Genomic DNA, 24970 nt, shown 5'->3' with positions numbered 1-24970 from the left:
AATTCAGAAGAACAACATGTACCTGGGAGGGGAAAATGTTGAAGTACAAGCGCTCCGCGCTGAGTATCGCCCTGGCCGTTGCCATGGCACCGACGTTGGCAGCCGCGCAATCGGCAACGCCTGCGCAAACCACCACCACCGCACAGACTGCATCCGAGCCGGCCGCCGGCGAGGTCACCGAGTTGGACAAGGTCCAGGTCACCGGCCTGCGCCGCGCGATCGAAGGCGCCATTTCGGTCAAGCGTGATTCCACCTCCATCGTGGAAGCCATTTCCGCCGAAGACATCGGCCGCCTGCCGGACGTGAGCATCGCCGAATCGCTGGCGCGCCTGCCCGGCCTGGCTGCACAGCGCGTGGCCGGCCGCGCGCAGGTGATCAGCGTGCGCGGCCTGTCGCCAGACTTCTCCACCACCCTGCTCAATGGCCGCGAAGTGGTCAGCACCGGCGACAACCGCAGCGTGGAATTCGACCAATATCCGTCCGAACTGGTCAGCGGCGTCACCGTCTACAAGACGCCCGATGCCGGGCTGGTCGGACAGGGCCTGTCGGGCACGGTGGACATGCAGACCGCACGCCCGCTCAGCTACAACGAGCGCGTCATTGCCATCGGCGGCCGCTACCAGCGCAATTCGCTGGGCAAGGCGGCCAATGTCGCCCCCTACGGCAACCGCTTCAATGTCAGCTACATCGACCAGTTCGCCGACCGCACCATCGGCCTGACCATCGGCTACGCGCATACCGACATGCCGATCCATGAAAACCAGGTAGGTTTGTACGAACCCTGGCAGACGGTCAACGCACAGCGCCAGCGCCCCGGCGTTGCCGACGGCGTGTACTTCTCCGATGGCATCAAGGCCTTGCGCCGCACCGGCAACCAGAAGCGCGACGGCGTCATGGCCACGCTGCAGTACCGCCCGTCCAACGCCTGGACCAGCACGCTCGACGCCTTTCACACCGAAGCCGAGCAGATCGATACCGCCAACCAGTTCGAGCTCAACCTGAGCAACTACAACGGTGGCTACACGCCGGGCCTGAACATCACCGATGTGCGGGTCAACGACAACGGCAGCTTCATCGGCGGAACCGCCAGTGGCGTCTATCCGCTGGTGCGCGGCATGTACAACAAGCGCGAAGACAAGATCGACGCCTTCGGCTGGAACAACGAGATCTCGGCCGGCGCCGTCAAGCTCATCGCCGACCTGAACTACTCCAAGGCGACCCGCGACGAGTTGAACCTGGAGAACAATCTCCAGCGCGCCCCCATGCCGCAGCTGGACACGGTGGGCGTGTCGGTCGTCGGCAATGGCTTCTCGCAGCTGGCGCCGGGCATGAATTATTCCAATCCGGACGAGCTGTTCCTCACCAACACCATCTACGGCTCCGGCTACGGCAAGGTGCCGCGCGTGGAAGACGTGCTCAAGGGCGCGCGCCTGCAGGCCAGCTTCCCCATGCCCGAAGCACTGAGCTGGTTTTCCGATCTGGACGTGGGCGTCAACTACGCCAATCGCGAAAAGCAGAAGACCCAGCCAGAAGGCAACATCACGCTGGGCGCGCAGGGCGAAGCCACGGTGGCGGCGGACCTGCAATACGCCCCGGTCAATCTCGGCTTTGCCGGCCTCGGCTCCCTGCCCGCCTGGAATGTGCCGGCCACCGTGTCGCGCTACATGCTGTTCAACCCCAGCGACGACGCCTCGTTCTTGGTCTCCAAGGCCTGGACGGTCGAAGAAAAGATCACCACCGCCTGGCTGCGCGCCAACATCAATACCGAATGGGGCGAAGTAGGCGTGCGCGGCAACATCGGCGTGCAACTGCAAAGTGCCGACCAGTCCTCGCAGGCCAATTACTGGGATGCCTCGCAGCCGGCCGGCAGCGAAGTGCGTCCCATCGACGATGGCAAGAAATACCGCGACTGGCTGCCCAGCCTGAATTTGGCGTTCCAGTTCCCGTACGAGCAGACGCTGCGGTTTGCGATGGCCAAGCAGGTGGCGCGCCCGCGCGTGGACCAGCTCCGCGCCTCGCTGGAATTCGGCGTGGATACCTCCACCGGCCGCCCCGGTGCCAGTGGCGGCAACCCCATGCTCGACCCGTGGCGTGCCAACGCCCTGGACATCTCCTATGAGAAGTACTTCGCTGATCGCGCCTATGTAGCGGCAGCGTTCTTCTACAAGGATCTCAAGAGCTATATCTACACCCAGAGCCGCGACAACTACGATTTCTCGGCATTGGTCGCCGGCTACGTGCCGCCGCCGGGCTCCGCACCGGTCCTGACCACCGGCACCTTCAGCGCACCGTTCAACGGCAAGGGCGGCACGCTGCGCGGCGTCGAACTTACCGCCTCGTTGCCGCTGGACCTACTGTTCGCCCCGTTGGAAGGCTTCGGCATCCAGGCCAGCGCCACCTTCAACGACAGCGACGTCAAGATCCGCGACCCGGAAAGCGCCTCCAGCGTGGGCGATGGCGAAATCAGCCTGCCCGGCCTGTCCGAACGCGTCTACAACCTCACCGCCTACTACGAGCACAAGTGCTTCGAGGCACGCGTGAGCCAACGCCGTCGCTCGGACTTCATCGGCGAGATCGGCAACTTCAACGGCAACCGCACCTTGCGCTATGTGGTCGGCGAAAACATCACCGACGCGCAGATCAGCTACAACTTTAGCGACAGTAGCAGCCTGGCTGGCCTGACCCTGCTGCTGCAAGCCAGCAACCTCAGCAACTCGCCGTATCGCACCTATGCAGAGTCCAAGGATCGCCCGCTCGAATACATCGAATGGGGCCGCACCTTCGTGCTGGGCGTGAACTACAAGTTCTGATTCGCTGCAGGTAGCGCTCAAGCCCTCCCTCACGGGGCGATAAGCGGAAGGTATCGCCATCGAAAAGCCGCCGACTGACTATCGGCGGCTTTTCTTTTGAATGCGCGCAACCGCCTTTCTGGTGGACACGACCACTATCATTGGAGCAGATGTCACGCGCCTTGCGTCGCTTGCCGGGCACAGCATGTTACGTGCGCCCTGATTCGTCGCCTGACAATCGTACAAAAAGCGAGGCATCCCACTGAAATGCCTCGCCGGTGTCACCCGATCACGCTCATACCCGCCGGTAAAACGGTGGTGTCAGCCCTCGTCCGTAGCGCAAACCACCGCGTGCCCAGGCAAGCTCACCCGCCCATGTTCGATCACGCCACGCTCCACCCCCGGCACATCGATCTGCCCCCATGCACCTGCAGGCAGCACAATTTTGGCGACGTCGGAAGACAAATTGAAAGCCAACAGCATGACCTGGCCCGCATGCTCACGCCGGAACATCAGCACCGGCTCAGCCGTGTCGTAGAACGTGATCGCTCCTTCGCACAAGGCCGGTATGCGCTTGCGCCAGGTAAGAAACGCCCGCACCGCGCTCAACACCGAGTGCGCATCGCCCTGCTGCACACTCACCGCGGCCCGACGGTGCGGCTCGGCCATGGGCAGCCACGGCTTGCCGCTGGTGAAACCCGCCGACGGCGCATCGGTCCACGGCATCGGCGTGCGGCACCCGTCGCGCCCCTTGAAGGTTGGCCAGAACGTGATGCCATAGGGATCCTGCAGATCTTCGAACGCCACATCCGCCTCGCCCAATCCGAGCTCTTCGCCCTGATACAGACAGACCGAGCCACGTAGCGAACACAGCAGCGCCACCACCATCTTCGCAAATGCTAGCGACGCCTCCTCGCCACCCCAACGCGTCACCGCCCGCACCACGTCGTGATTGGAAATCGCCCAGCATGGCCAGCCTTCCAGCATGGTCGCCTCAAGCCGGCTGACCGTCTCGCGGATATAGGCAGCGCTGTAATCCTGCACCAACAGCTCGAAGCTGTAGCCCATGTGCAGACGGCCCTTGGCGGTGTACTCGGCCGTGGTCGCCAACGAATCCTCCGAAGAAATCTCGCCCAGGCTCACCGCATTCGGGTAACCATCGAGCAACGCGCGCAGGCGCTCCAGGAACGGCAGATTCTCCGGCTGGGTATTGTTGAAGTAGTGGTACTGATACGCGTACGGATTGTCCGCACTGAACCCGCGCCCTACCCGCTTATCCGCCGGCTTGGCCGGGTTGTCGCGCAGCTGCGCATCGTGGAAGCAGAAGTTGATCGCATCCAGGCGGAATCCATCCACCCCGCGCTCCAGCCAGAACCGCACATTGTCCAGGGTCGCCTGCTGTACCTGGGCATTGTGGAAATTGAGATCCGGCTGACCCACCAGGAAGTTGTGCAGGTAGTACTGCTCGCGCCGCGGCTCCCACTGCCATGCCACACCGCCGAACAGCGACAGCCAATTGTTGGGCGGCGTACCATCCTCACGCGGATCGGCCCACACGTACCAGTCCGCCTTCGCGTTGGCCTTGTCCTGCCGGCTTTCCTGGAACCAGGCATGGTCGATCGACGTATGGCTCAGCACCTGGTCGATCATCACCTTCAACCCGAGCGCATGCGCCTTGTCGAGCAAACGATCGAAATCCTCCAATGTGCCGAACAACGGATCCACCGCACGATAGTCCGCGATGTCGTAGCCGAAATCGGCCATCGGTGACTTGAAGAACGGCGAGATCCAGATCGCATCCACACCCAGCCCCGCAATGTAGTCGAGCTTGGCGATGATGCCTGGCAGATCGCCCACCCCATCGCCATTGGAATCGAGAAAACTACGCGGATAGACCTGATAGATGACGGCCCCGCGCCACCATGGTGTCTGCAACATGCACGCCCCTCCCGGGCCACTGCTGGCAGCCAACACGGCCGCCGGCCAAGGGCGCTAGCCTAGCGGCGTAGTGGGCCATGAGCGCACGCGTGCATACGTATTCATTGTCATGCCGTCGTCTGCTGCAAAAATTCCAATTGGAAAATCGCTATTTCGTCGCGCGGGTCATTTCCGACACCACCACCTGGTACTCGGCATCGGTCAGCTTGAGCCCGTCGATGTAGTCGTCGCGGCTGGCATTGGGGTTGGGCAACAACACCATCGTGGCGGTCTGCTCGATCAGCGTTGCGGCGATGTCGCTGGCCAGCGCGTCTTCCGGGCTCTGCGTGGCGAAGATCCCCAGACCGTTCTGCTTACGGATGGTCTTCTGCTTGTTCTTGGCAAATTCCTTCAGCCCGCCCTTGCCATCCAGGATCTTCCAGAACTCGTCCATCACGTAGATCAGCGGACGGCCGTCGATTAGCGCTTCCAGCCGATGCAGCAGGTAGTTGATGACCGGCACGCGCACCTCGGCGTTGTCGATCACGTCGGTGTAGTCGAAGCCGATGATCGAGGCACGCGTCAGGTCGATCGTGTCCACCGGGTTGTCGAACACCCAGCCCAGCGAGTTGCCGGCCGTCCACCGACGCAGCCGCGCATACAGCCCGTCATCGCCCATGTTCGGCAGGCTCTTGCGGAAGTTGCTCATGCTGCGCAGGTGCATCGGCGTGTCCAGCATCCCTTCCACCGCGCGGTAGATGTCTTCTTCCTCGCGGGCGCTGTACTCCGCCTTGCCCCCCAGCACCTTGACCAACTCCGCCAGAAATTGCGTATTGGCTTCGTTGCGCTCGCACTGGAACGGGTTGAAGCCGGTCGGTACGCCGTTTTCCAGCGCCAGGTAGTTGCCCCCGCACGCGCGCACGAAAATCTCCGCGCCGCGGTCCTTGTCGAAGAAGAAGATCGTCGGCACCGGATCGAACTTCTGCACCTGGCTCAGCAGGAAGTTGATCAGTGCCGTCTTGCCCGTACCGGACTTGCCGATCACCATCGTGTTGCCGATCGCCTTCTCGCCCAGCGAATTCTCCGCCGGGTGCGTGGCGTGGAAGTTGAAATAATACGGCTGGCCGTTGGTGGTCTGCAGCGTCGTCACGCAGTCCCCCCATGTCACGATAGTTGTCCGCTCCCCTGAATCCTCAGATGGAGACCGCGATGGCCCACTACAGCCCCGAACTCAAAGACCAGATCGTCCGGCGGATGATGCCCCCCAACAATCAGAGCGTTGCTGACCTGAGCCGTCACACTGGCATCAGCGCCCCCACGTTGTACGCGTGGAAGAAACAGATCCGCAGCCAAGGATATATCGTGCCCGACACCGCTACTTCGCCGGACAAATGGGACGTGAAAGCCAAACTGAGAGCCGTCGCCCAGACGATGCCGATGAACGAGGCCGAGTGCTCGGCGTGGTGCCGTGAGAACGGCATCTACCCCGAGCAGATCGCTGCCTGGCGGCAGGCCTTTGAGACCATGCAGTCGAGCGCCTCGGCAGCGGAGCGGGCGGTTTCCACGGTGATGCGCAAGCGCGTCAAGCAGCTTGAGAAGGAGCTTTTGCGCAAGGATCGCGCCCTGGCGGAGGCGGCAGCGCTGCTGACGCTGTCAAAAAAAGCCCAGGCTCTCTGGGGCACCGACGAGGACGTCTGATCCCCGCGTCGTTGAAACAGAGAGCCGTCACGTTGATCGCCGAGGCAGTGGCCGCCGGTGCCCGCGAGATCAAGGCATGCCAGGTGCTGGGCATCAGCTGCCGCACGCTGCGCCGTTGGCGCGGTGCCAGCACGTTGGTGGATGCTCGAAAAGGCGCGGCCAAGCACTGCCCGCATGCGCTGAGCTGCGTCGATAAGGAACGCATCATGGCCGTCGCCAACCAGCCCGATTACCAGAGCCTGCCCCCCTCGCAGATCGTGCCCCGGCTGGCAGATCAGGGGATTTACATCGCATCGGAATCAAGCATGTATCGCGTGCTGCGTGCGCGTGGGCAAGTCAATCGCCGTGGTCGCGCCGCCGCCCCGCGAACTGTGGCTAAACCGATGGCGGTGCGTGCCGATGCCCCTCGCCAAGTCTGGTCATGGGATATCACTTATCTGCCCTCGACGGTGAAAGGCCAGTTCTTCAAGCTGTATATGATCCTGGACGTCTACAGTCGCAAGATCGTGGGCTGGGAGGTCCACCACGAGGAGCTGGCCATCCACGCATCGGTGCTGATCGGGAAAGCCTGCATGCGAGAGCAGGTGGCGCGCGACACGCTGGTACTGCACGCTGACAATGGCGGCCCGATGAAAGCGGCAACGATGCTGGCCACCTTGCAGAGCCTTCATGTGACCCCGTCCTTCAGCCGTCCACGGGTGAGTGACGACAACCCTTACTCAGAGGCGCTGTTCCGCACGCTGAAGTACGCGCCGGCATATCCGAGCAGGCCGTTTACCGACATCACCTGCGCGCGCAGTTGGGTGGCGGGCTTCGTGGACTGGTACAACAACGAGCACCGCCACAGTGGCATCCGATTCGTGACGCCGCACGAGCGCCATGAGCGACGCGACCAGGCCATCCTGGCCGCACGCGCGGACGTGTACCGGGAGGCCGCCATGCGTCATCCGAGCCGCTGGCGCGGACGCGCCACGCGTAACTGGACGCCTGTCGGCACGGTTTGGCTGAACCCGGATAACGACGATAGGAAAGCACCTGATGACATGAAGTTCGCAGCATGAAATAGCGGACAACTATGTTGACAATCACCGCAGTCGCCCCATGGGTTGTTGTGCTGCTTGCCCTGGGCGAAGTTGTGCAACGGCGACAAGCCCAGGAAATTGAGCGAGCTCAGGTTGGCGATGCGCGTGCGGAAGCGCCAGTTGCCCGGCAGCTGCGCGTAGAACGAGGAGGCGATCGCCAGGTCTTCCTTGGCCGACACGAAGCCTGCATTGGACAACTCCGCGCGCGTGGTCGCGATCTGCCGCGCCAGCTTCTCCTGGCTGTCGGCATACACCGCCAACGTGAAGTGGTACTCGCCCAGCACGAAGTTGCCCGACGCCACGTCATCCATCGCCAGGTCCAGGTCGCGGATCTGGCTGGAGGACTTGTCCCCGGAGGAAATCATCATGCCCTTGGTGCGTTCCAGCACCTTCAGCGCGTCGTGGCGACACATCAACCATAATGAACCCTGGCTTAATGCAAGAATCCATACCTGTTCCGCCGCCCCAAAAACAATGGCCCCGGCAATGCCGGGGCCATCGATTCGCGCTGCCGGGCCCTTACAACGTCGGACCGCGTGTGTCGGGAGGCTGCGGGGTCTGCTGCGCGGTCTGCTGCGTCTGACGCTGGCTTTCATCGGCAACCTGCCGGCTGCTGTGTTCCAGCGATTGCCCTTGCGCCTGGGAACGATCCACGAACACCCGCTGCATTGTTGGGTCGGTCATCTCGCCTTGCACCGCGAAGAAGCCGTCTCCGCTTTTGCTGGGTAGTACGTGATCGATACGTTGAAGCCCACTCACCTTGGCCTCGAACGTAAGCGTCCGCCAACCTCACCTATACAAGCAGCCAGCAGCCCGTTGGGATATCGCGTTCTTCCCAACGGATCTCCCCGATGTCTTCAAAGCACGATGATTGGTCCCACCGCATTGCTGCCTGGTCCGCCAGCGGCGCCACGCCATCGGCGTGGTGCCGCGAGCACAGTGTCTCGTTGAGCAGCTTCACCTACTGGCGCGGCAAACTTGCAGCGTCCGCAGCGCCTGCAGCACTTCCAGCCACACTACCGCTGCACATCACCCCCGCCGTTCCCACGACCAGCGTGGAGATCCGTCTCGCCGGTGGCATCAGCCTCAGCGTGGCGGCCGGTGATCCGGGCTGGCTTGCGCGTCTGCTGCGCGAGCTTGGTGCATGCTGAGCGTGTCGGCGTGGCATCTTGTCACCGCCCCGGTGGATCTGCGCTGTGGCATGGACCGGCTCTTGCTGCAGATGCAGTCACTGCTGGATCGCCCCGTGGCCGAGGGCGAGGCCTACGTCGTCGTCAATCGCGCGCGTAGCCGCCTCAAGGTGCTGTGCGTTGATCGTCATGGTGTCTGGCTGTGCGCGCGCCGGCTGCATCAGGGACACTTCATCTGGCCGCGTGTGGGCGATACCGCGTGGACCTTGAGCGCTGAGCAGTGGGCCTGGCTGTGTGCAGGCGTGGACTGGCAGCGATTGTCCATTGCACCAATGGCAGGTGTGCGGCAGCTGTAACCCATGGCATCGTGGCGGACATGGACCTGTCCGCCCTCGATACCATTGATGATCCCAAGGCGCTGCGCGCCTTGCTGGCGACCGCGCACACCACCATTGAACGTCAACAGGCGTTGATCGATACGCGCGAACGCACCATCACCCTGCGCGATGCGCAGATCGCCGCGCTCACCGCCGAGATCGCCCGCCTGCGCCGGCTGCAATTCTCGGCCAAGACCGAGCGCATGGACCCGGACCAGCGCCAGCTGTTCGAAGACACCATGGCCGCCGATATCGCCGCGGTGGAAGCGCAGTTGGCCGCGCTCCAGGCCGAGGGCGAGACCGCAGCGGTGACCCAGAAGCGTCGGCGTGCAGCAAACGCCGGGCGCAAGCCGTTACCCGAGCATCTTGAGCGTGTAGAAACCCGGCATGAGCCGGCCAACTGCAACTGTCCGCAGTGCAACAGCGCGCTGGTGGCCATCGGCGAGCATGTCAGCGAGCGTCTGGCCTGCAAGCCGCTGGAGTTCTACGTCAAGCGCGATGTGTACCCGCAGTATTCCTGCCGCCGCTGTGAGCTGATCGTCGCCGAGCCGGTGGCGGCGGCGATCATCGAGCGCGGCCAGGCCGATGCCAGCCTGCTGGCCCAGGTCGCTGTCGCAAAGTATGTCGATCACTTGCCGCTGTATCGGCAGGAAGCCATTTATGCACGCAGCGGCGTTGCCTTGTCGCGTAGCACGATGGCCGAGTGGATCGGCGCCATCGGCGTGGCGCTGCAACCGTTGGCCGACCGCCTGGCGGTGCGGATGCAGCAGCAATCGGTGCTGCATGCCGATGAAACCCCGGTGCAGCTGCTGGATCCAACAGCAGGCTCCTCCAAGCGTGCGTATCTGTTTGCGTATGCCACCGCCCACCACCCGGGCGCCGATCCACCGATGGTGGTATTCCAGTTCCAGACCAGCCGCAGCGGCCAGCACGCACGCGATTTCCTTGGGAAGTGGCGCGGCGCACTGATGGTGGACGACTACAGCGGCTATAAAGCCAGCTTTGCGCAGGGTGTCACGGAGCTGGGGTGTTGGGCCCACGCCCGGCGCAAGTGGCATGAGCAGCATGCGGCCAGCGGCAGCGCGATTGCGGCTGAAGCGATCGCGCGCATCGGCGTGCTTTACACCATCGAAGCGGCGGCCAGCGCGCTGACGCCCGATGAGCGTCTGGCTTACCGACAAGAACACGCCGTGCCGGTGCTGTCGCGGCTGAACTGCTGGTTGTTGGAGTTGCAGCAGACGGTGATGGGCAACAGCGGCACCGCGCGTGCACTGGCCTATACGCTCAAGCGATGGGACGCGCTGACGCGTTATGTCCAGGACGGACGTTACCCGATCGACAACAACCTGATCGAAAACGCGATTCGTCCGGTGGCGCTGGGACGCAAGAATTGGCTGTTTGCCGGCTCAGCGCAGGCGGGCAGGCGCGCGGCGGCGATCATGAGCCTACTGGCCACCGCCAAGGCCAACGGTATCGAACCGCATGCCTGGCTGCATGACACCCTGGCGCGGCTGCCGACGACCTTGGATCGGGACATCGATCAATTGCTGCCGTTGCGCACGGAGTGAGGTTTCGGGGTAGGTGAGGTTGGCGGACGCTTACCCTCGAACACGAGCTGCCCGGCTGCCTGCTCAAGCTCCGTGCGGTTGGAAAACCCGCCACGCTCACCCAGGGCTTCCAGCTTGCCCACCGCGCCAGCAAACATGATGTTGTCGGGATGGCGTGGGTCGGAGAGCAGCGGAGGAGAGGAGGATGCGGCTGGTGCCGAAGTCGCTTGGGCCTGGGCGATGGTCTGATCGGCAGCTTTGGTCGCATGCTGCGACACCGCCTGACCCAAAGCAGCCCGCGTCTGTTGCCCCACCACACCATCGACCTGCAAGCCATGCGCGCGTTGGAATTGCTCCACCGCGAATTTGGTGTTGCCACCGAAGTCGCCATCGGCTTGCAGTGGCTTGCCGTCACGGCCGGTGGCACCCAGTTGGGCGAGCTGGCTTTGCAGCTGTTTTACCGACTCGCCGCGTTCGCCTTGTTCCAGTTTGCCGTCGTGAGACGCGTCGCGCCTTGAATGCTGAGGGGCCGCAATCTGCTGGGCGGGCTGTGAGTTGACTTGCTTCCATGCCTGCTCAGGTGACAAGCCGCTTTCAATTGCAGCACGATACGAATCACGCATCGTGTTTAACGCCGCTGCTGTCTCTGCGCTTGTGATCGACGCATGATTGGCTCCGCCAGGTTTGTCGTAGTAGCTTTTACCGGTCTCAGGGCTAGCGATGCTTGCCCATTCCTGAGAAAGTGCTTTTTGCGCAGATTGCAACGTTACGCCCTGAGTACCTACGATATAATCTTTCACCTGATATCTTTTATCAGAAATAAGATAATCAGAAAATAGACGATCCTGCATTTCCGAGCTAAACAGATCCCCCCGAGCCAATTTAAGATCCGCCACTCCACCCGCCATGGTAGCAGGGATAATTTGATACCTCCCTACTGCAAACAATCGCTCTGGATCACTTCCTCTTAAAGATTGTGCATCCATGACCTGGCCAAGCGTCATGCCTGAGAAATTTAGATCTCTATCCGCGCCGCGAATATGCTCCTTACCATTTTAATCAACGTAAGTTCCGCGATTGTAAGCATTATAAGAATCGCCACCAGATTCACCACGCTGAATCAGATCTGCCAATGGACTACTCATAACAGCACCTCTCGTGAAATATTAGCAAGCCAACAGAAATCAGCTATTTCTTAATTTCCTCAACATTCCACCACGAAACTGGCAACCCACGATCGCGCTCTTCTACCTTAGCGTCACCAATTTCACCATATGTCGCCACTTTCAAGAGCTGTTTCCCATCAGAACTTACAAACTCAGATAAACAGTGACCATCTGCACTGCACTCACTCAGCTCAGGCAGAGAATCACAATGCTCGCAAAGATTGGGATTAGAAGAACAAATCTCTTCGAAATTACGGCCAACCAAATCTTTTTTACAGTCTGGATTTTGCCTCGGTTTCCATCCGCCTGAGATAACTATTTTACGGAGCCTTCCGTATACCATGCCTTTCTTTAATTCTTCGATGGAATTATAAGAAATTGAACTGAACGAATCACTTCCCTCTTCACGACTAGTTCCTACAGCCGATGCCAGCGTTTCTTTTTGCTCTCTGTCTCCAGACTTCAACGCCTTATCGTCATCAAAATTGCACCCAGTCAATAAAATCTGACCAACCAAAGAAGCAATCAGGAGATGAGAAGCTCGCATAACGATCAGTTCCACATCAATAATTCAAGGGCAAATTAGCGGGAAGGCAGAACAGAAAATGTTTAGTATTTTTTAAAAATTGGATCACTACAAGTAGACATGACAATTTCACAGTCTCTCCCTGACTTTTTTTTGCATGATTTTTTTGCCCTGGATTCAACGTCGTCCAACGACGGACCACCAGTTATCGATCCTTCACCCGAACCGGATGATGCAATCGCCGCACATTGATTATGAAAGGTAAGTGCAATTTCGCATTGCATGCCAGCCAGATCTCGACACTTCAACATCGCAACGTCCTCCGCCTCCTCTTTAGTAAGGCGACCCTTACTATAACCGGCATCACCATTATCAGCAGTAGCCACCGCACCCCATGTTTTTATCCACTCACCGGTTGGCCTAGGTGGAGGAGCTGGAATATCTTCTCTCGATGTACCAGAATCTGGCCCGCATTGCGGGCTACCAGGTGCAACGCCAACTGGACAAGCTGTTTGCGCAAATGCATATACAGGAATGCAAATAAGAAATACCAATATTATCTTCCGCATCACTTAGCCTCTCTGCTTATCAGCATTACTTGCGTTACCCATTTTTCCAGTTGCGACTTGTCTGGAGTTCGAATCATCCCCCGAGACACGCCCGCTTATTGAATTCGGTGAAGCCTCAGAGCGCTGATTATCTCGCTCCGGCGCCCCAGGCTCATACGGCCGGCCAGCTCCGGGCGATTGCCCCGCCCTATCCAACTGCCCCAGCGCAGAGTACGCCGTGAACTGGCCCAGCGTGCCCTGGAAGAAGGCGGCGGCCATTGGTGGTGCGGTGATAATGAGCGTGGTCAACACCAACCCTACTCCTCCTTGTTGCAGCGCCATGCTGCTGATGCCTTCGCCGTTGCCGCCGTTCAGTGCCCACTTCGCCAGGAATGCCACGCCCACCGCACCTACCACCTTGGTCGCCAAGCTTACCGTGAAGGTCAGCACCGACAACGAGAACATCGTTCCCAGTCCGTATAGCAGCCACTTGCTGAACAGCGACTTCGTGGCCTGGAACAGCAGGCACAGGATGAACAGCGGGCCAAACCCCACCACCAGGGCCATCGCCAGCTTGTTCAACAACAGCATCGAGCCGGCCACTACGCCCGGGCCTGCCATGCCGATGCCCGTGAACCAGCGCGCTCGGTCCTTGGCATCCTTGCTCTCCTCGTCGCCGCCGGTCTTGATCTGGTCCAGACCCGTCAGCGCCGCCTGCATCGTAAGCGTCCGCCAACCTCACCTACCCCGAAGCCTCACTCCGTGCGCAACGGCAGCAATTGATCGATGTCCCGATCCAGGGTCGTCGGCAGCCGTGCCAGGGTGTCATGTAGCCAGGCATGCGGTTGGATACCGTTGGCCTTGGCGGTGGCCAGCAGACTCATGATCGCCGCCGCGCGCCTGCCCGCCTGCGCTGAGCCGGCAAACAGCCAATTCTTGCGTCCCAGCGCCACCGGACGAATCGCGTTTTCGATCAGGTTGTTGTCGATCGGGTAACGTCCGTCCTGGACATAACGCGTCAGCGCGTCCCATCGCTTGAGCGTATAGGCCAGTGCACGCGCGGTGCCGCTGTTGCCCATCACCGTCTGCTGCAACTCCAACAACCAGCAGTTCAGCCGCGACAGCACCGGCACGGCGTGTTCTTGTCGGTAAGCCAGACGCTCATCGGGCGTCAGCGCGCTGGCCGCCGCTTCGATGGTGTAAAGCACGCCGATGCGCGCGATCGCTTCAGCCGCAATCGCGCTGCCGCTGGCCGCATGCTGCTCATGCCACTTGCGCCGGGCGTGGGCCCAACACCCCAGCTCAGTGACACCCTGCGCAAAGCTGGCTTTATAGCCGCTGTAGTCGTCCACCATCAGTGCGCCGCGCCACTTCCCAAGGAAATCGCGTGCGTGCTGGCCGCTGCGGCTGGTCTGGAACTAGAATACCACCATCGGTGGATCGGCGCCCGGGTGGTGGGCGGTGGCATACGCGGTGATTGTCAACATAGTTGTCCGCTATTTCATGCTGCCAACTTCATGTCATCAGGTGCTTTCCTATCGTCGTTATCCGGGTTCAGCCAAACCGTGCCGACAGGCGTCCAGTTGCGCGTGGCGCGTCCGCGCCAGCGGCTTGGATGACGCATGGCGGCCTCCCGGTACACGTCCGCGCGTGCGGCCAGGATGGCCTGGTCGCGTCGCTCATGGCGCTCGTGCGGCGTCACAAATCGGATGCCACTGTGGCGGTGCTCGTTGTTGTACCAGTCCACGAAGCCCGCCACCCAACTGCGCGCGCAGGTGATGTCGGTAAACGGCCTGCTCGGATATGCCGGCGCGTACTTCAGCGTGCGGAACAGCGCCTCTGAGTAAGGGTTGTCGTCACTCACCCGTGGACGGCTGAAGGACGGGGTCACATGAAGGCTCTGCAAGGTGGCCAGCATCGTTGCCGCTTTCATCGGGCCGCCATTGTCAGCGTGCAGTACCAGCGTGTCGCGCGCCACCTGCTCTCGCATGCAGGCTTTCCCGATCAGCACCGATGCGTGGATGGCCAGCTCCTCGTGGTGGACCTCCCAGCCCACGATCTTGCGACTGTAGACGTCCAGGATCATATACAGCTTGAAGAACTGGCCTTTCACCGTCGAGGGCAGATAAGTGATATCCCATGACCAGACTTGGCGAGGGGCATCGGCACGCACCGCCATCGGTTTAGCCACAGTTCGCGGGGCGGCGGCGCGACCACGGCGATTGACTTGCCCACGCGCACGCAGCACGCGATACATGCTTGATTCCGATGCGATGTAAATCCCCTGATCTGCCAGCCGGGGCACGATCTGCGAGGGGGGCAGGCTCTGGTAATCGGGCTGGTTGGCGACGGCCATGATGCGTTCCTTATCGACGCAGCTCAGCGCATGCGGGCAGTGCTTGGCCGCGCCTTTTCGAGCATCCACCAACGTGCTGGCACCGCGCCAACGGCGCAGCGTGCGGCAGCTGATGCCCAGCACCTGGCATGCCTTGATCTCGCGGGCACCGGCGGCCACTGCCTCGGCGATCAACGTGACGGCTCTCTGTTTCAACGACGCGGGGATCAGACGTCCTCGTCGGTGCCCCAGAGAGCCTGGGCTTTTTTTGACAGCGTCAGCAGCGCTGCCGCCTCCGCCAGGGCGCGATCCTTGCGCAAAAGCTCCTTCTCAAGCTGCTTGACGCGCTTGCGCATCACCGTGGAAACCGCCCGCTCCGCTGCCGAGGCGCTCGACTGCATGGTCTCAAAGGCCTGCCGCCAGGCAGCGATCTGCTCGGGGTAGATGCCGTTCTCACGGCACCACGCCGAGCACTCGGCCTCGTTCATCGGCATCGTCTGGGCGACGGCTCTCAGTTTGGCTTTCACGTCCCAGTTGTCCGGCGAAGTAGCGGTGTCGGGCACGATATATCCTTGGCTGCGGATCTGTTTCTTCCACGCGTACAACGTGGGGGCGCTGATGCCAGTGTGACGGCTCAGGTCAGCAACGCTCTGATTGTTGGGGGGCATCATCCGCCGGACGATCTGGTCTTTGAGTTCGGGGCTGTAGTGGGCCATCGCGGTCTCCATCTGAGGATTCAGGGGAGCGGACAACTATCGTGACATGGGGGGTACGCAAACAGATACGCACGCTTGGAGGAGCCTGCTGTTGGATCCAGCAGCTGCACCGGGGTTTCATCGGCATGCAGCACCGATTGCTGCTGCATCCGCACCGCCAGGCGGTCGGCCAACGGTTGCAGCGCCACGCCGATGGCGCCGATCCACTCGGCCATCGTGCTACGCGACAAGGCAACGCCGCTGCGTGCATAAATGGCTTCCTGCCGATACAGCGGCAAGTGATCGACATACTTTGCGACAGCGACCTGGGCCAGCAGGCTGGCATCGGCCTGGCCGCGCTCGATGATCGCCGCCGCCACCGGCTCGGCGACGATCAGCTCACAGCGACGGCAGCAATACTGCGGGTACACATCGCGCTTGACGTAGAACTCCAGCGGCTTGCAGGCCAGACGCTCGCTGACATGCTCGCCGATGGCCACCAGCGCGCTGTTGCACTGCGGACAGTTGCAGTTGGCCGGCTCGTGCCGAGTTTCTACACGCTCAAGATGCTCGGGTAACGGCTTGCGCCCGGCGTTTGCTGCACGCCGACGCTTCTGGGTCACCGCTGCGGTCTCGCCCTCGGCCTGGAGCGCGGCCAACTGCGCTTCCACCGCGGCGATATCGGCGGCCATGGTGTCTTCGAACAGCTGGCGCTGGTCCGGGTCCATGCGCTCGGTCTTGGCCGAGAATTGCAGCCGGCGCAGGCGGGCGATCTCGGCGGTGAGCGCGGCGATCTGCGCATCGCGCAGGGTGATGGTGCGTTCGCGCGTATCGATCAACGCCTGTTGACGTTCAATGGTGGTGTGCGCGGTCGCCAGCAAGGCGCGCAGCGCCTTGGGATCATCAATGGTATCGAGAGCGGACAGGTCCATGTCCGCCACGATGCCATGGGTTACAGCTGACGCACACCTGCCATTGGTGCAATGGACAAACGCTGCCAGTCCACGCCCACGCACAACCAGGCCCATTGCTCAGCGCTCAAGGTCCACGCGGTATCGCCCACACGCGGCCAGATGAAGTGTCCCTGATGCAGCCGGCGCGCGCACAGCCAGACACCATGACGATCAACGCACAGCACCTTGAGGCGGCTACGCGCGCGATTGACGACGACGTAGGCCTCGCCCTCGGCCACGGGGCGATCCAGCACTGACTGCATCTGCAGCAACAGCCGATCCATGCCACAGCGCAGATCCACCGGGGCGGTGACAAGATGCCACGCCGACACGCTCAGCACGCACCAAGCTCGCGCAGCAGACGCGCAAGCCAGCTCGGATCGCCGGCCGCCACGCTGAGGCTGATGCCACCGGCGAGACGGATCTCCACGCTGGTCGTGGGGACGGCGGGGGTGATGTGCAGCGGTAGCGTGGCTGGAAGTGCTGCAGACGCTGCAAGTTTGCCGCGCCAGTAGGTGAAGCTGCTCAACGAGACGCCGTGCTCGCGGCACCACGCCGATGGCATGGCGCCGCTGGCGGACCAGGCAGCAATGCGGTGGGACCAATCATCGTGCTTTGAAGACATCAGGGAGATCCGTTGGGAAGAGCGCGATATCCCAACGGGCTGCTGGCTGCTTGTATAGGTGAGGTTGGCGGACGCTTACCCTGCATCAGCATCAGGTTCTTGTCGATCGCCTCGTAGGGGCTGTCCGAGTCACCGGTCACCGTCTTGGTGATCGCCGAGCTGACCCCGTCGGTCAGCGTCCAGTACAGCTGTGGCGAGCCCTTGGCCATGCTGGTGGCCAAGCCAATGATGAGCGCCGCACGCAGCGCTGTCACCACCAGGCCCATCGCCGCCTCGCGCGATTGACCGGTCACGATGCGGTAGCCCTGGATGAAGATCCACAGCGTCAGCACCGTGATTCCGTTCCGTCGTGCCATCACATCGTTGGGCCGCGCGTCTCGGGAGGCGGCTGGGTCTGCTGCGCAGTTTGCTGCGTCTGACGCTGACTCTCCTCGGCAACCTGCCGGCTGCTGTGTTCCAGCGACTGCCCTTGCGCCTGGGAGCGATCCACGAACACCCGCTGCATTGTTGGGTCGGTCATCTCGCCTTGCACCGCAAAGAAGCCGTCTCCGCTTTTGCTGGGTATAACATGGTCGATGCGGTGCAAGCCGCCGACCTTCGCCTCGAACACAAGCTGCCCAGCCGCCTGCTCAACCTCTTTGCGGTTGGAAAAGCCACCGCGCTCGCCCAGCGCATCCAGCTTGCCAACGGTGCTAAGGAACAGGCTGTTGTCGGGATGGCGTGGGTCGGAGAGCAGCGGAGGAGAGGAGGATGCGGCTGGTGCCGAAGTCGCTTGGGCCTGGGCGATGGTCTGATCGGCAGCTTTGGTCGCATGCTGCGACACCGCCTGACCCAAAGCAGCCCGCGTCTGTTGCCCCACCACACCATCGACCTGCAAGCCATGCGCGCGTTGGAATTGCTCCACCGCGAATTTGGTGTTGCCACCGAAGTCGCCATCGGCCTGTAACGGCTTGCCATCGCGACCCGTGGCACCCAGTTGGGCGAGCTGGCTTTGCAGTTGCCTTACTGACTCGCCGCGTTCACCTTGTTCCAGTTTGCCGTCTTGCGTCTTTGCGGTGTGGTGATGAGAGCTTCCGGTCGCCGCCACACTCGCTTTTAGATCAACGCCATCTCGCTTGACGCTTTCGATCAGACTCGGAACACGACGTTCCCATGCCTCTGCATGCTCTTCACAGTCTTTTGCTGCCTTGACGCTCCACGGTTTACTGGGCGTCACGCCATTGACGACACGCCGAGCATTATAAACGTCATGACTATCGTTATCGATGTAGCGATCAAGGGGCTTGCCTGTAAAGAGCCCGTCCCGCATACCGACAACCAAAACCTTTGCCGCAATCTCCGGATCCTTTGCTATATCGGGGTTGCGAACCATCTCACCGTTGAGGCCAAGCAACTTGTCAAATTTGGCATAGTTGTAATCGTGCGTGAGGTGCACGTAGCCACGACCATAGAATTCTTCGCCACCGCTATACCCTAGCTTACGCGCTTGACTGCGCCCAAAATCCTCCTCCGGCGCTTCAAAATTGCGCGTCTCATGTTGAGCGGTCGCCAACATGTACGAGATCTGCTTTGGATCGGTTACGCCATTCTCCAAGGCTGTCTTGACGATCAGCCTGACAGAAGACTCACGATCCACTCCGAAACCTTCGGTGCTACGACCACGACCATCGCTCATAACATTCTCCGTACGTGCATGTGATTAGAATTTTTTGTTGCATCTTCGGCAGCTGGATTCCTCCAAAGATGCGTTGCATGTACTTGCTATCGGATAATCAGCCCGCTATTTTCTCAGTTGACGACCTCCTTCATTTCACCGCCATCAAGCCGCTCAGTACGCTTCTTTGGATTAGCTGGGTCATTCGTATCTTCGGTCACTCGCTCGACAAGCACTGCTTGGTTACTTTTAATCTCGTATTTATCGAAGACGTGGATACAACAGCCGTCACCCGACGTGGAAGTCAGCACACTACCTTTCACGGAGAACAGACCGTTAGCCATTACCGTAATATCGGACAATGATTGATTGAACACAAGGCGCTGCTGACCGGGATCAAAAAGGTAGACGCTGTAGGAAGGGCCACCATAATTGCCTTCTTTCCCAGTCCATACCACCAAGTCTTCATGGCCATCATTGTTGAGATCTGTCAAGATGATGGAGTGACGATTCTTTTTATACGTTTCATCCAGCGGGCCGCGATAGAGCGTGGAATTGCTATCCAAATAAAGCGACTCAGGCTCTATAGCAATGGCCTTGCCGCTTGGAAATGTTAGCCTTACAACCGGCGAGCGATTGCACAACATGATCCCCGGACTATCTTCGCTACAATCTTGCGCTTTGATCGAGACTGCTACGCCACCGATCGTTGTTTTTATTTCGCCCTGCCCGTTGATTTTCTCATTAACAGAAGACGGCATCTTTGAATCCTCACGTAGTCCGTGCACACTTTTCTTTTCAGCTTGACCCTTATCAGATGCTTCCGCACCGTCATCTACCGAGGAGACATTACTAGGACTGCAAGCACCAACAGAAAAGATGCAGATCAAGAAAACTAATAACAGCCGGTAAATTCTTGCTGCTCGCAAACCAATCATAAACGACCCTCAAATTAAGAAACATAAATATTTCTTAAAACTTCAGAATAATTTTCACATTTAACTACACATTAAACACCAGGGGCTACAAACACCCTTAAATGCGCTAATTTCAGCATTTTTTCAGTGGGCGCAGCAATAACCCTGCCACCAACTCACCCATTAACTACCAATACCATAGCGACACATTAATTTTTATGAGTAAAATCCACCATGCAAAAAGATGAATCAAAATTTCTCAAATATTGGATTCGAACATTCCGTAAACAAGACACTACAGCCAGAACCAGAATTTTTCTCACATTCTCTAACAGCAAGAGCTGGCGCCTTATCTTTTGGACCAGTCACAGTCGCAGAATTACCTGAACTTGCTCTAGCCACAGAAATGCATTGATTATAAAAGAAATGTTTCGCCACACATTTCCCAGCATCATATTCTTCGCATTTTGAAACAGACTCAGCTGCTGCGTCTTGCTTAGATATTTTGCCGGACGCAAGACCTATGTCTCCAGCACTGTTTGCGGCTAGCGCCCCCCATGTCTTAATCCACTTGCCTGTAGGCTGTGGGGGAGCGGAATCCCCCCTAGAAGTACCGGAATCCGGTCCACACTGAGGGCTACCCGGCGCAACCCCTACAGGACAAGCCGTTTGAGCCTGAGCATCAAGGCACAACAGCATGACACCCAAAACTAGATTAGGGATTAATTTCACCATCAATTTAAGCTTATACATTTGCCTTCCCCATACGACCGGAACTCTCAGCGGAGTCTTGGGCCCCATTAACACGCCCACTCACGTTATTATTTACTTCTACTGATCTTGTTTCGGCATTTTGAGCCGGCGGTGCCGGCGTCTGCGGCCGTCCGCTACTGCCATCCTGACTAGCCCTATCCAACTGCCCCAGCGCAGAGTACGCCGTGAACTGGCCCAGCGTGCCCTGGAAGAAGGCGGCGGCCATTGGTGGTGCGGTGATAATGAGCGTGGTCAACACCAACCCTACTCCTCCTTGTTGCAGCGCCATGCTGCTGATGCCTTCGCCGTTGCCGCCGTTCAGTGCCCACTTCGCCAGGAATGCTACTCCCACCGCACCTACCACCTTGGTCGCCAAGCTTACCGTGAAAGTCAGTACCGACAGCGAGAACATCGTTCCCAGTCCGTATAACAGCCACTTGCTGAACAGCGACTTCGTGGCCTGGAACAACAGGCACAGGATAAACAGCGGGCCAAACCCCACCACCAGGGCCATCGCCAGCTTGTTCAACAACAGCATCGAGCCGGCCACCACGCCCGGGCCTGCCATGCCGATGCCCGTGAACCAGCGCGCTCGGTCCTTGGCATCCTTGCTCTCCTCGTCGCCGCCGGTCTTGATCTGGTCCAGACCCGTCAGCGCCGCCTGCATCAGCATCAGGTTCTTGTCGATCGCCTCGTAGGGGCTGTCCGAGTCACCGGTCACCGTCTTGGTGATCGCCGAGCTGATCCCGTCGGTCAGCGTCCAATACAGTTGCGGCGAGCCCTTGGCCATGCTGGTGGCCAAGCCAATGATGAGCGCCGCGCGCAGCGCCGTCACCACCAGGCCCATCGCCGCCTCGCGCGATTGACCGGTCACGATGCGGTAGCCCTGGATGAAAATCCACAGCGTCAGCACCGTCAGCGCCACCATGCCCACCCACGCCGTCGTCCGCTGCAACAACTCCCATTGGAAAATCGCGATCTCGTCGCGCAGGTAGTTGTTGATAAGACGAAAAAATTCGTAGTTGGCGATATTCGTAAAGAAGTCATTCATAGGTCACCACATCATGAAACCGCTGCGCCGTGGACAGCGCACGCTGCCCGAAGTTGAATCCATTGCAATTGCGCGTCCACCACCGCCACCGCACATCAATCGCTGTCAATCGCCAACTCCCGATATCCATCCGGACGCTTGCTCTCGATCTGATTGAACGCTTCCTTCATCGCCGCCCCGGCCACCAGCGTCTTGCCAAGGCTCAACAGCGTCCCGGTCAGCTGCGACAGAAACGACGGATCGGCATCCGGGTCCGGCGGCTTGGTGCCACTCATCGCCGCCAACGCCGCGCCGGTCTGCGTATCGGTCAGGTACGCCAGCCGCCGGTCGTAGGCAAACATCGCCGACTCCATCTGCTGACGGTCGATGTCCATCATCGCCTTCAGCGCCAGCAGCTTGTTGGTGTTGCTCTCCAACATGCCTACCTGGCCATCCTTGATCCCGGCACGGTCCTTTTCCAGTTTGCGCAGACGCTTCAAGCGCTCGGCGGTGATCTCGTTCATCGCCACCATGTAGTTGTACTGCGCATTGCGCGTGCGCTGCGTCAGCTCGCACACCTGCTTCTGCACGCCAGACACCGGCGTGCCCGAGGTGGAGGAGGCGCACCCGCTCACCCCGAAGTCGTCGGGCACCTTCTTCAACGCCTCCTTGGGCTTTTCCACTTCCTTGCCGCTGGACTCCTCGCCATCGCCCTTGCCGACCTTCTGGTTATCCAGCATCTGGTCGGCTGTCTTGTTGAGCTCCTTGTCCACCACCTCCCACTGCGCGCTGGCCGTGCCCGCCATGCACAGCAGCGCTAGTCCCATCAAGAGCCGGGAAACCTGCCTGAAGTTGGTTGTCATGATGTTCTTTGCCTCCTGCGACATAGTCGAATGTGGTGCCACATGCATCAGCTGCGATGGTGTGGATGGTGTTGATGGCCTCGATGAACTACGCATCTTCCACCTCCTTGTTCTTGACCGAGCTGCGCTTGCCCGAGCCCTTGCGGTTGGCATAGAACTCGGCCAGCCACTGCTCCGGCGTCAGTTGGTCCATACTCACGCCCAGCTTGCTCGCCTTGCCCGCCAGCACCTGGTGCAGGATCTCGATGTTGTCGGTCGAGGAGGAGATCACCGCCAACGCATCGTCCATGCCGCGCAGGTTGAGCTGGCACACCGCCGAGGCGTGGCCTTGCTTGACCAGGAAGCAGCGCGAGCGCTCGTCCAGCGACACCACCACCTGGTACTCGGCATCGGTCAGCTTGAGACCTTCGATGTAGTCGTCGCGGCTGGCATTGGGGTTGGGCAGCAACACCATCGTGGCGGTCTGCTCGATCAGCGCTGCGGCAATGTCGCTGGCCAGCGCGTCTTCCGGGCTCTGCGTGGCGAAGATCCCCAGGCCGTTCTGCTTACGGATGGTCTTCTGCTTGTTCTTGGCAAATTCCTTCAGCCCGCCCTTGCCGTCCAGGATCTTCCAGAACTCGTCCATCACGTAGATCAGCGGACGGCCGTCGATCAGCGCTTCCAGCCGATGCAGCAGGTAGTTGATGACCGGCACGCGCACCTCGGCGTTGTCGATCACGTCGGTGTAGTCGAAGCCGATGATCGAGGCACGCGTCAGGTCGATCGTGTCCACCGGGTTGTCGAACACCCAGCCCAGCGAGTTGCCGGCCGTCCACCGACGCAGGCGCGCATACAGCCCGTCATCGCCCATGTTCGGCAGGCTCTTGCGGAAGTTGCTCATGCTGCGCAGGTGCATCGGCGTGTCCAGCATCCCTTCCACCGCGCGGTAGATGTCTTCTTCCTCGCGGGCGCTGTACTCCGCCTTGCCCCCCAGCACCTTGACCAACTCCGCCAGAAATTGCGTATTGGCTTCGTTGCGCTCGCACTGGAACGGGTTGAAGCCGGTCGGTACGCCGTTTTCCAGCGCCAGGTAGTTGCCCCCGCACGCGCGCACGAAAATCTCCGCGCCGCGGTCCTTGTCGAAGAAGAAGATCGTCGGGACCGGATCGAACTTCTGCACCTGGCTCAGCAGAAAGTTGATCAGCGCCGTCTTGCCGGTACCGGACTTGCCGATCACCATCGTGTTGCCGATCGCCTTCTCGCCCAGCGAATTCTCCGCCGGGTGCGTGGCGTGGAAGTTGAAATAATACGGCTGGCCGTTGGTGGTCTGCAGCGTCGTCACGCAGTCGCCCCACGGGTTGTTGTGCTGCTTGCCCTGGGCGAAGTTGTGCAACGGCGACAAGCCCAGGAAATTGAGCGAGCTCAGGTTGGCGATGCGCGTGCGGAAGCGCCAGTTGCCCGGCAGCTGCGCGTAGAACGAGGAGGCGATCGCCAGGTCTTCCTTGGCCGACACGAAGCCTGCATTGGACAACTCCGCGCGCGTGGTCGCGATCTGCCGCGCAAGCTTCTCCTGGCTGTCGGCATACACCGCCAACGTGAAGTGGTACTCGCCCAGCACGAAGTTGCCCGACGCCACGTCATCCATCGCCAGGTCCAGGTCGCGGATCTGGCTGGAGGACTTGTCCCCGGAGGAAATCATCATGCCCTTAGTGCGTTCCAGCACCTTCAGCGCGTCGTGGCGTCCGACCGGGCTGAAGGAATGCGTCATGACGTACTCGAAATCCAGGTACTTCAAGCCATTGAGAATGCCCGGATAGGTCCCGTCGGCGTATTCCTTGATGTTGAGGATCGCGCCGAAGTGGTTGATGCCATCGGGCGTGCGAATGACGAAATCGCCCGTCTTGTTGGCGAACATGTGCTTGCTGACCGGCAGGTACGCGGGCACCGGCGCCTGCAGCACCGGCACCGGCTCATCGATGCGGTTGAGCAGATAGCCCAGGAACTCCAGCGTCTCGGAAAACACGATGCCATTCTTGGCCTCGTACATGCCCAGCCGATACGGCGAATAATCCTTGAGCACCGCCTCCACATTGGTGGCCAGCTCGACGATCTTGCCAACGGCCTGCTCTTCCTCCACGCGGATCTTGTCCGGGTTGGCCGACTTCTCCACCAGCCGACGCCCGGTCACCACCGGTCGATAGATCATGCTGAAGTACAGCTCGTTCTGCATGATCTTCTGCGAGGACAACGCCGCGTAGTACTCGTCCGACAGACCCTGGTTGAACGACTGACCAAAACGCCCGCCGGTGCCGATCCTGCGCTGACCATTGGATGAACAGGAGATTAATGCAAGAATCCAAACTTGTCTTGATGCATCCAAAAAAGA

General features: G+C 60.4%; 18 protein-coding genes and 7 pseudogenes. 5 read left to right on the top strand and 20 right to left on the bottom strand.

The features are described 5' to 3' along the window. The first annotated feature begins 35 nt into the window (after positions 1 to 35). Positions 36 to 2810: a TonB-dependent receptor gene (locus tag ACCQ13_RS09495; RefSeq protein ID WP_159407085.1), complete on the top strand. Its 2775-nt coding sequence runs from the start codon at positions 36 to 38 to the stop codon at positions 2808 to 2810. A gap of 300 nt (positions 2811 to 3110) precedes the next feature. Here the strand turns inward: ACCQ13_RS09495 and ACCQ13_RS09490 are convergent, their stop codons facing one another. After that, positions 3111 to 4727 (bottom strand): alpha-amylase family glycosyl hydrolase, encoded by a 1617-nt coding sequence (locus tag ACCQ13_RS09490; RefSeq protein ID WP_104602800.1) that lies wholly within the window; start codon positions 4725 to 4727, stop codon positions 3111 to 3113. 172 nt (positions 4728 to 4899) lie between these two features. Beyond that, positions 4900 to 5868, bottom strand: a pseudogene (locus ACCQ13_RS09485) (TraG/VirB4 family ATPase); the annotation flags it as partial. 47 nt (positions 5869 to 5915) lie between these two features. On the opposite strand from ACCQ13_RS09485, the gene ACCQ13_RS09480 reads away from it, so the two are divergent. Further along, positions 5916 to 7465 (top strand): IS3 family transposase gene (locus ACCQ13_RS09480; protein WP_372372396.1). Its coding sequence is split into 2 segments (ribosomal slippage): positions 5916 to 6369 and positions 6369 to 7465, totalling 1551 coding nucleotides; the frame shifts between segments, so codons are not numbered across the junction. A gap of 29 nt (positions 7466 to 7494) precedes the next feature. Here ACCQ13_RS09480 and ACCQ13_RS09475 read toward each other — a convergent pair. After that, positions 7495 to 7893 (bottom strand): annotated as a pseudogene (locus ACCQ13_RS09475) (VirB4 family type IV secretion/conjugal transfer ATPase); the annotation flags it as partial. 112 nt (positions 7894 to 8005) lie between these two features. Then, a pseudogene (locus ACCQ13_RS09470) lies at positions 8006 to 8263 on the bottom strand (XVIPCD domain-containing protein); the annotation flags it as partial. 74 nt (positions 8264 to 8337) lie between these two features. On the opposite strand from ACCQ13_RS09470, the gene tnpA (ACCQ13_RS09465) reads away from it, so the two are divergent. From tnpA (ACCQ13_RS09465) to tnpC (ACCQ13_RS09455), 3 genes are read left to right on the top strand one after another with little or no spacing between them, the layout of a single operon-like run. Then, complete coding sequence (tnpA, locus tag ACCQ13_RS09465; protein WP_146090374.1) at positions 8338 to 8637, top strand: IS66 family insertion sequence element accessory protein TnpA; 300 nt, start codon at positions 8338 to 8340, stop codon at positions 8635 to 8637. Next, the gene (gene tnpB, locus ACCQ13_RS09460; protein ID WP_104605767.1) at positions 8631 to 8972 is read left to right on the top strand and encodes an IS66 family insertion sequence element accessory protein TnpB; all 342 of its coding nucleotides are present in this window, start codon (positions 8631 to 8633) and stop codon (positions 8970 to 8972) included. Before tnpA (ACCQ13_RS09465) ends, tnpB (ACCQ13_RS09460) begins: the two co-directional genes overlap by 7 nt. Before the next feature lie 20 nt (positions 8973 to 8992). Beyond that, complete coding sequence (gene tnpC, locus ACCQ13_RS09455) at positions 8993 to 10561, top strand: IS66 family transposase (protein WP_274392097.1); 1569 nt, start codon at positions 8993 to 8995, stop codon at positions 10559 to 10561. A gap of 29 nt (positions 10562 to 10590) precedes the next feature. Here tnpC (ACCQ13_RS09455) and ACCQ13_RS09450 read toward each other — a convergent pair. The 16 genes and pseudogenes from ACCQ13_RS09450 to ACCQ13_RS09375 all read right to left on the bottom strand — a co-directional run. Next, positions 10591 to 11052: pseudogene (locus ACCQ13_RS09450) on the bottom strand (peptidoglycan-binding protein); the annotation flags it as partial. Between the two features lie 676 nt (positions 11053 to 11728). Next, positions 11729 to 12268, bottom strand: a complete 540-nt coding sequence (locus ACCQ13_RS09445) for a hypothetical protein (protein WP_274392095.1) — start codon at positions 12266 to 12268, stop codon at positions 11729 to 11731. 47 nt (positions 12269 to 12315) lie between these two features. Next, positions 12316 to 12801, bottom strand: a complete 486-nt coding sequence (locus ACCQ13_RS09440) for a DUF4189 domain-containing protein (protein ID WP_274392106.1) — start codon at positions 12799 to 12801, stop codon at positions 12316 to 12318. A 3-nt stretch (positions 12802 to 12804) separates the two neighbouring features. Beyond that, positions 12805 to 13506: pseudogene (locus ACCQ13_RS09435) on the bottom strand (type IV secretion system protein); the annotation flags it as partial. A 29-nt stretch (positions 13507 to 13535) separates the two neighbouring features. Beyond that, positions 13536 to 14138 (bottom strand): IS66 family transposase, encoded by a 603-nt coding sequence (tnpC, locus tag ACCQ13_RS09430; protein ID WP_372372415.1) that lies wholly within the window; start codon positions 14136 to 14138, stop codon positions 13536 to 13538. A 143-nt stretch (positions 14139 to 14281) separates the two neighbouring features. Further along, a protein-coding gene (locus ACCQ13_RS09425) for an IS3 family transposase (RefSeq protein ID WP_372372393.1) occupies positions 14282 to 15831 on the bottom strand; the annotation gives its coding sequence in 2 pieces (ribosomal slippage) (positions 14282 to 15378 and positions 15378 to 15831; 1551 coding nt in all). A gap of 20 nt (positions 15832 to 15851) precedes the next feature. Continuing rightward, entirely contained in the window at positions 15852 to 16742 is an 891-nt protein-coding gene (locus tag ACCQ13_RS09420) for an IS66 family transposase (protein ID WP_372372394.1), read from the bottom strand. A 20-nt stretch (positions 16743 to 16762) separates the two neighbouring features. Then, positions 16763 to 17104, bottom strand: a complete 342-nt coding sequence (gene tnpB, locus ACCQ13_RS09415; protein WP_274392093.1) for an IS66 family insertion sequence element accessory protein TnpB — start codon at positions 17102 to 17104, stop codon at positions 16763 to 16765. Further along, the gene (gene tnpA, locus ACCQ13_RS09410) at positions 17098 to 17388 is read right to left on the bottom strand and encodes an IS66 family insertion sequence element accessory protein TnpA (RefSeq protein WP_146090301.1); all 291 of its coding nucleotides are present in this window, start codon (positions 17386 to 17388) and stop codon (positions 17098 to 17100) included. Before tnpA (ACCQ13_RS09410) ends, tnpB (ACCQ13_RS09415) begins: the two co-directional genes overlap by 7 nt. Before the next feature lie 80 nt (positions 17389 to 17468). After that, a pseudogene (locus ACCQ13_RS09405) lies at positions 17469 to 17744 on the bottom strand (type IV secretion system protein); the annotation flags it as partial. Further along, complete coding sequence (locus ACCQ13_RS09400) at positions 17744 to 19063, bottom strand: XVIPCD domain-containing protein (RefSeq protein ID WP_338000530.1); 1320 nt, start codon at positions 19061 to 19063, stop codon at positions 17744 to 17746. The gene ACCQ13_RS09400 and the pseudogene ACCQ13_RS09405, both read right to left, overlap by 1 nt. Positions 19064 to 19176: 113 nt before the next feature. Continuing rightward, complete coding sequence (locus ACCQ13_RS09395; RefSeq protein ID WP_274392092.1) at positions 19177 to 19803, bottom strand: XAC2610-related protein; 627 nt, start codon at positions 19801 to 19803, stop codon at positions 19177 to 19179. A 405-nt stretch (positions 19804 to 20208) separates the two neighbouring features. Next, positions 20209 to 20712 (bottom strand): DUF4189 domain-containing protein, encoded by a 504-nt coding sequence (locus ACCQ13_RS09390; RefSeq protein ID WP_274392091.1) that lies wholly within the window; start codon positions 20710 to 20712, stop codon positions 20209 to 20211. After that, positions 20705 to 21763 carry a TrbL/VirB6 family protein gene (locus tag ACCQ13_RS09385; protein ID WP_274396272.1) on the bottom strand — a complete coding sequence of 353 codons (1059 nt, stop codon included), beginning with the start codon at positions 21761 to 21763 and terminating at the stop codon, positions 20705 to 20707. The genes ACCQ13_RS09390 and ACCQ13_RS09385 overlap by 8 nt, the downstream gene beginning before the upstream one ends. Positions 21764 to 21858: 95 nt before the next feature. Then, positions 21859 to 22629: a hypothetical protein gene (locus tag ACCQ13_RS09380; protein ID WP_159407076.1), complete on the bottom strand. Its 771-nt coding sequence runs from the start codon at positions 22627 to 22629 to the stop codon at positions 21859 to 21861. A gap of 64 nt (positions 22630 to 22693) precedes the next feature. Continuing rightward, positions 22694 to 24907, bottom strand: a pseudogene (locus tag ACCQ13_RS09375) (VirB4 family type IV secretion/conjugal transfer ATPase); the annotation flags it as partial. Positions 24908 to 24970: the final 63 nt, after the last annotated feature.

The sequence above is a fragment of the Xanthomonas sp. NCPPB 1638 genome, from assembly GCF_041475635.2.
GTDB classification, from domain to species: Bacteria; Pseudomonadota; Gammaproteobacteria; order Xanthomonadales; family Xanthomonadaceae; genus Xanthomonas; species Xanthomonas cucurbitae.
This window is presented reverse-complemented; position numbering and strand designations above follow the sequence as displayed.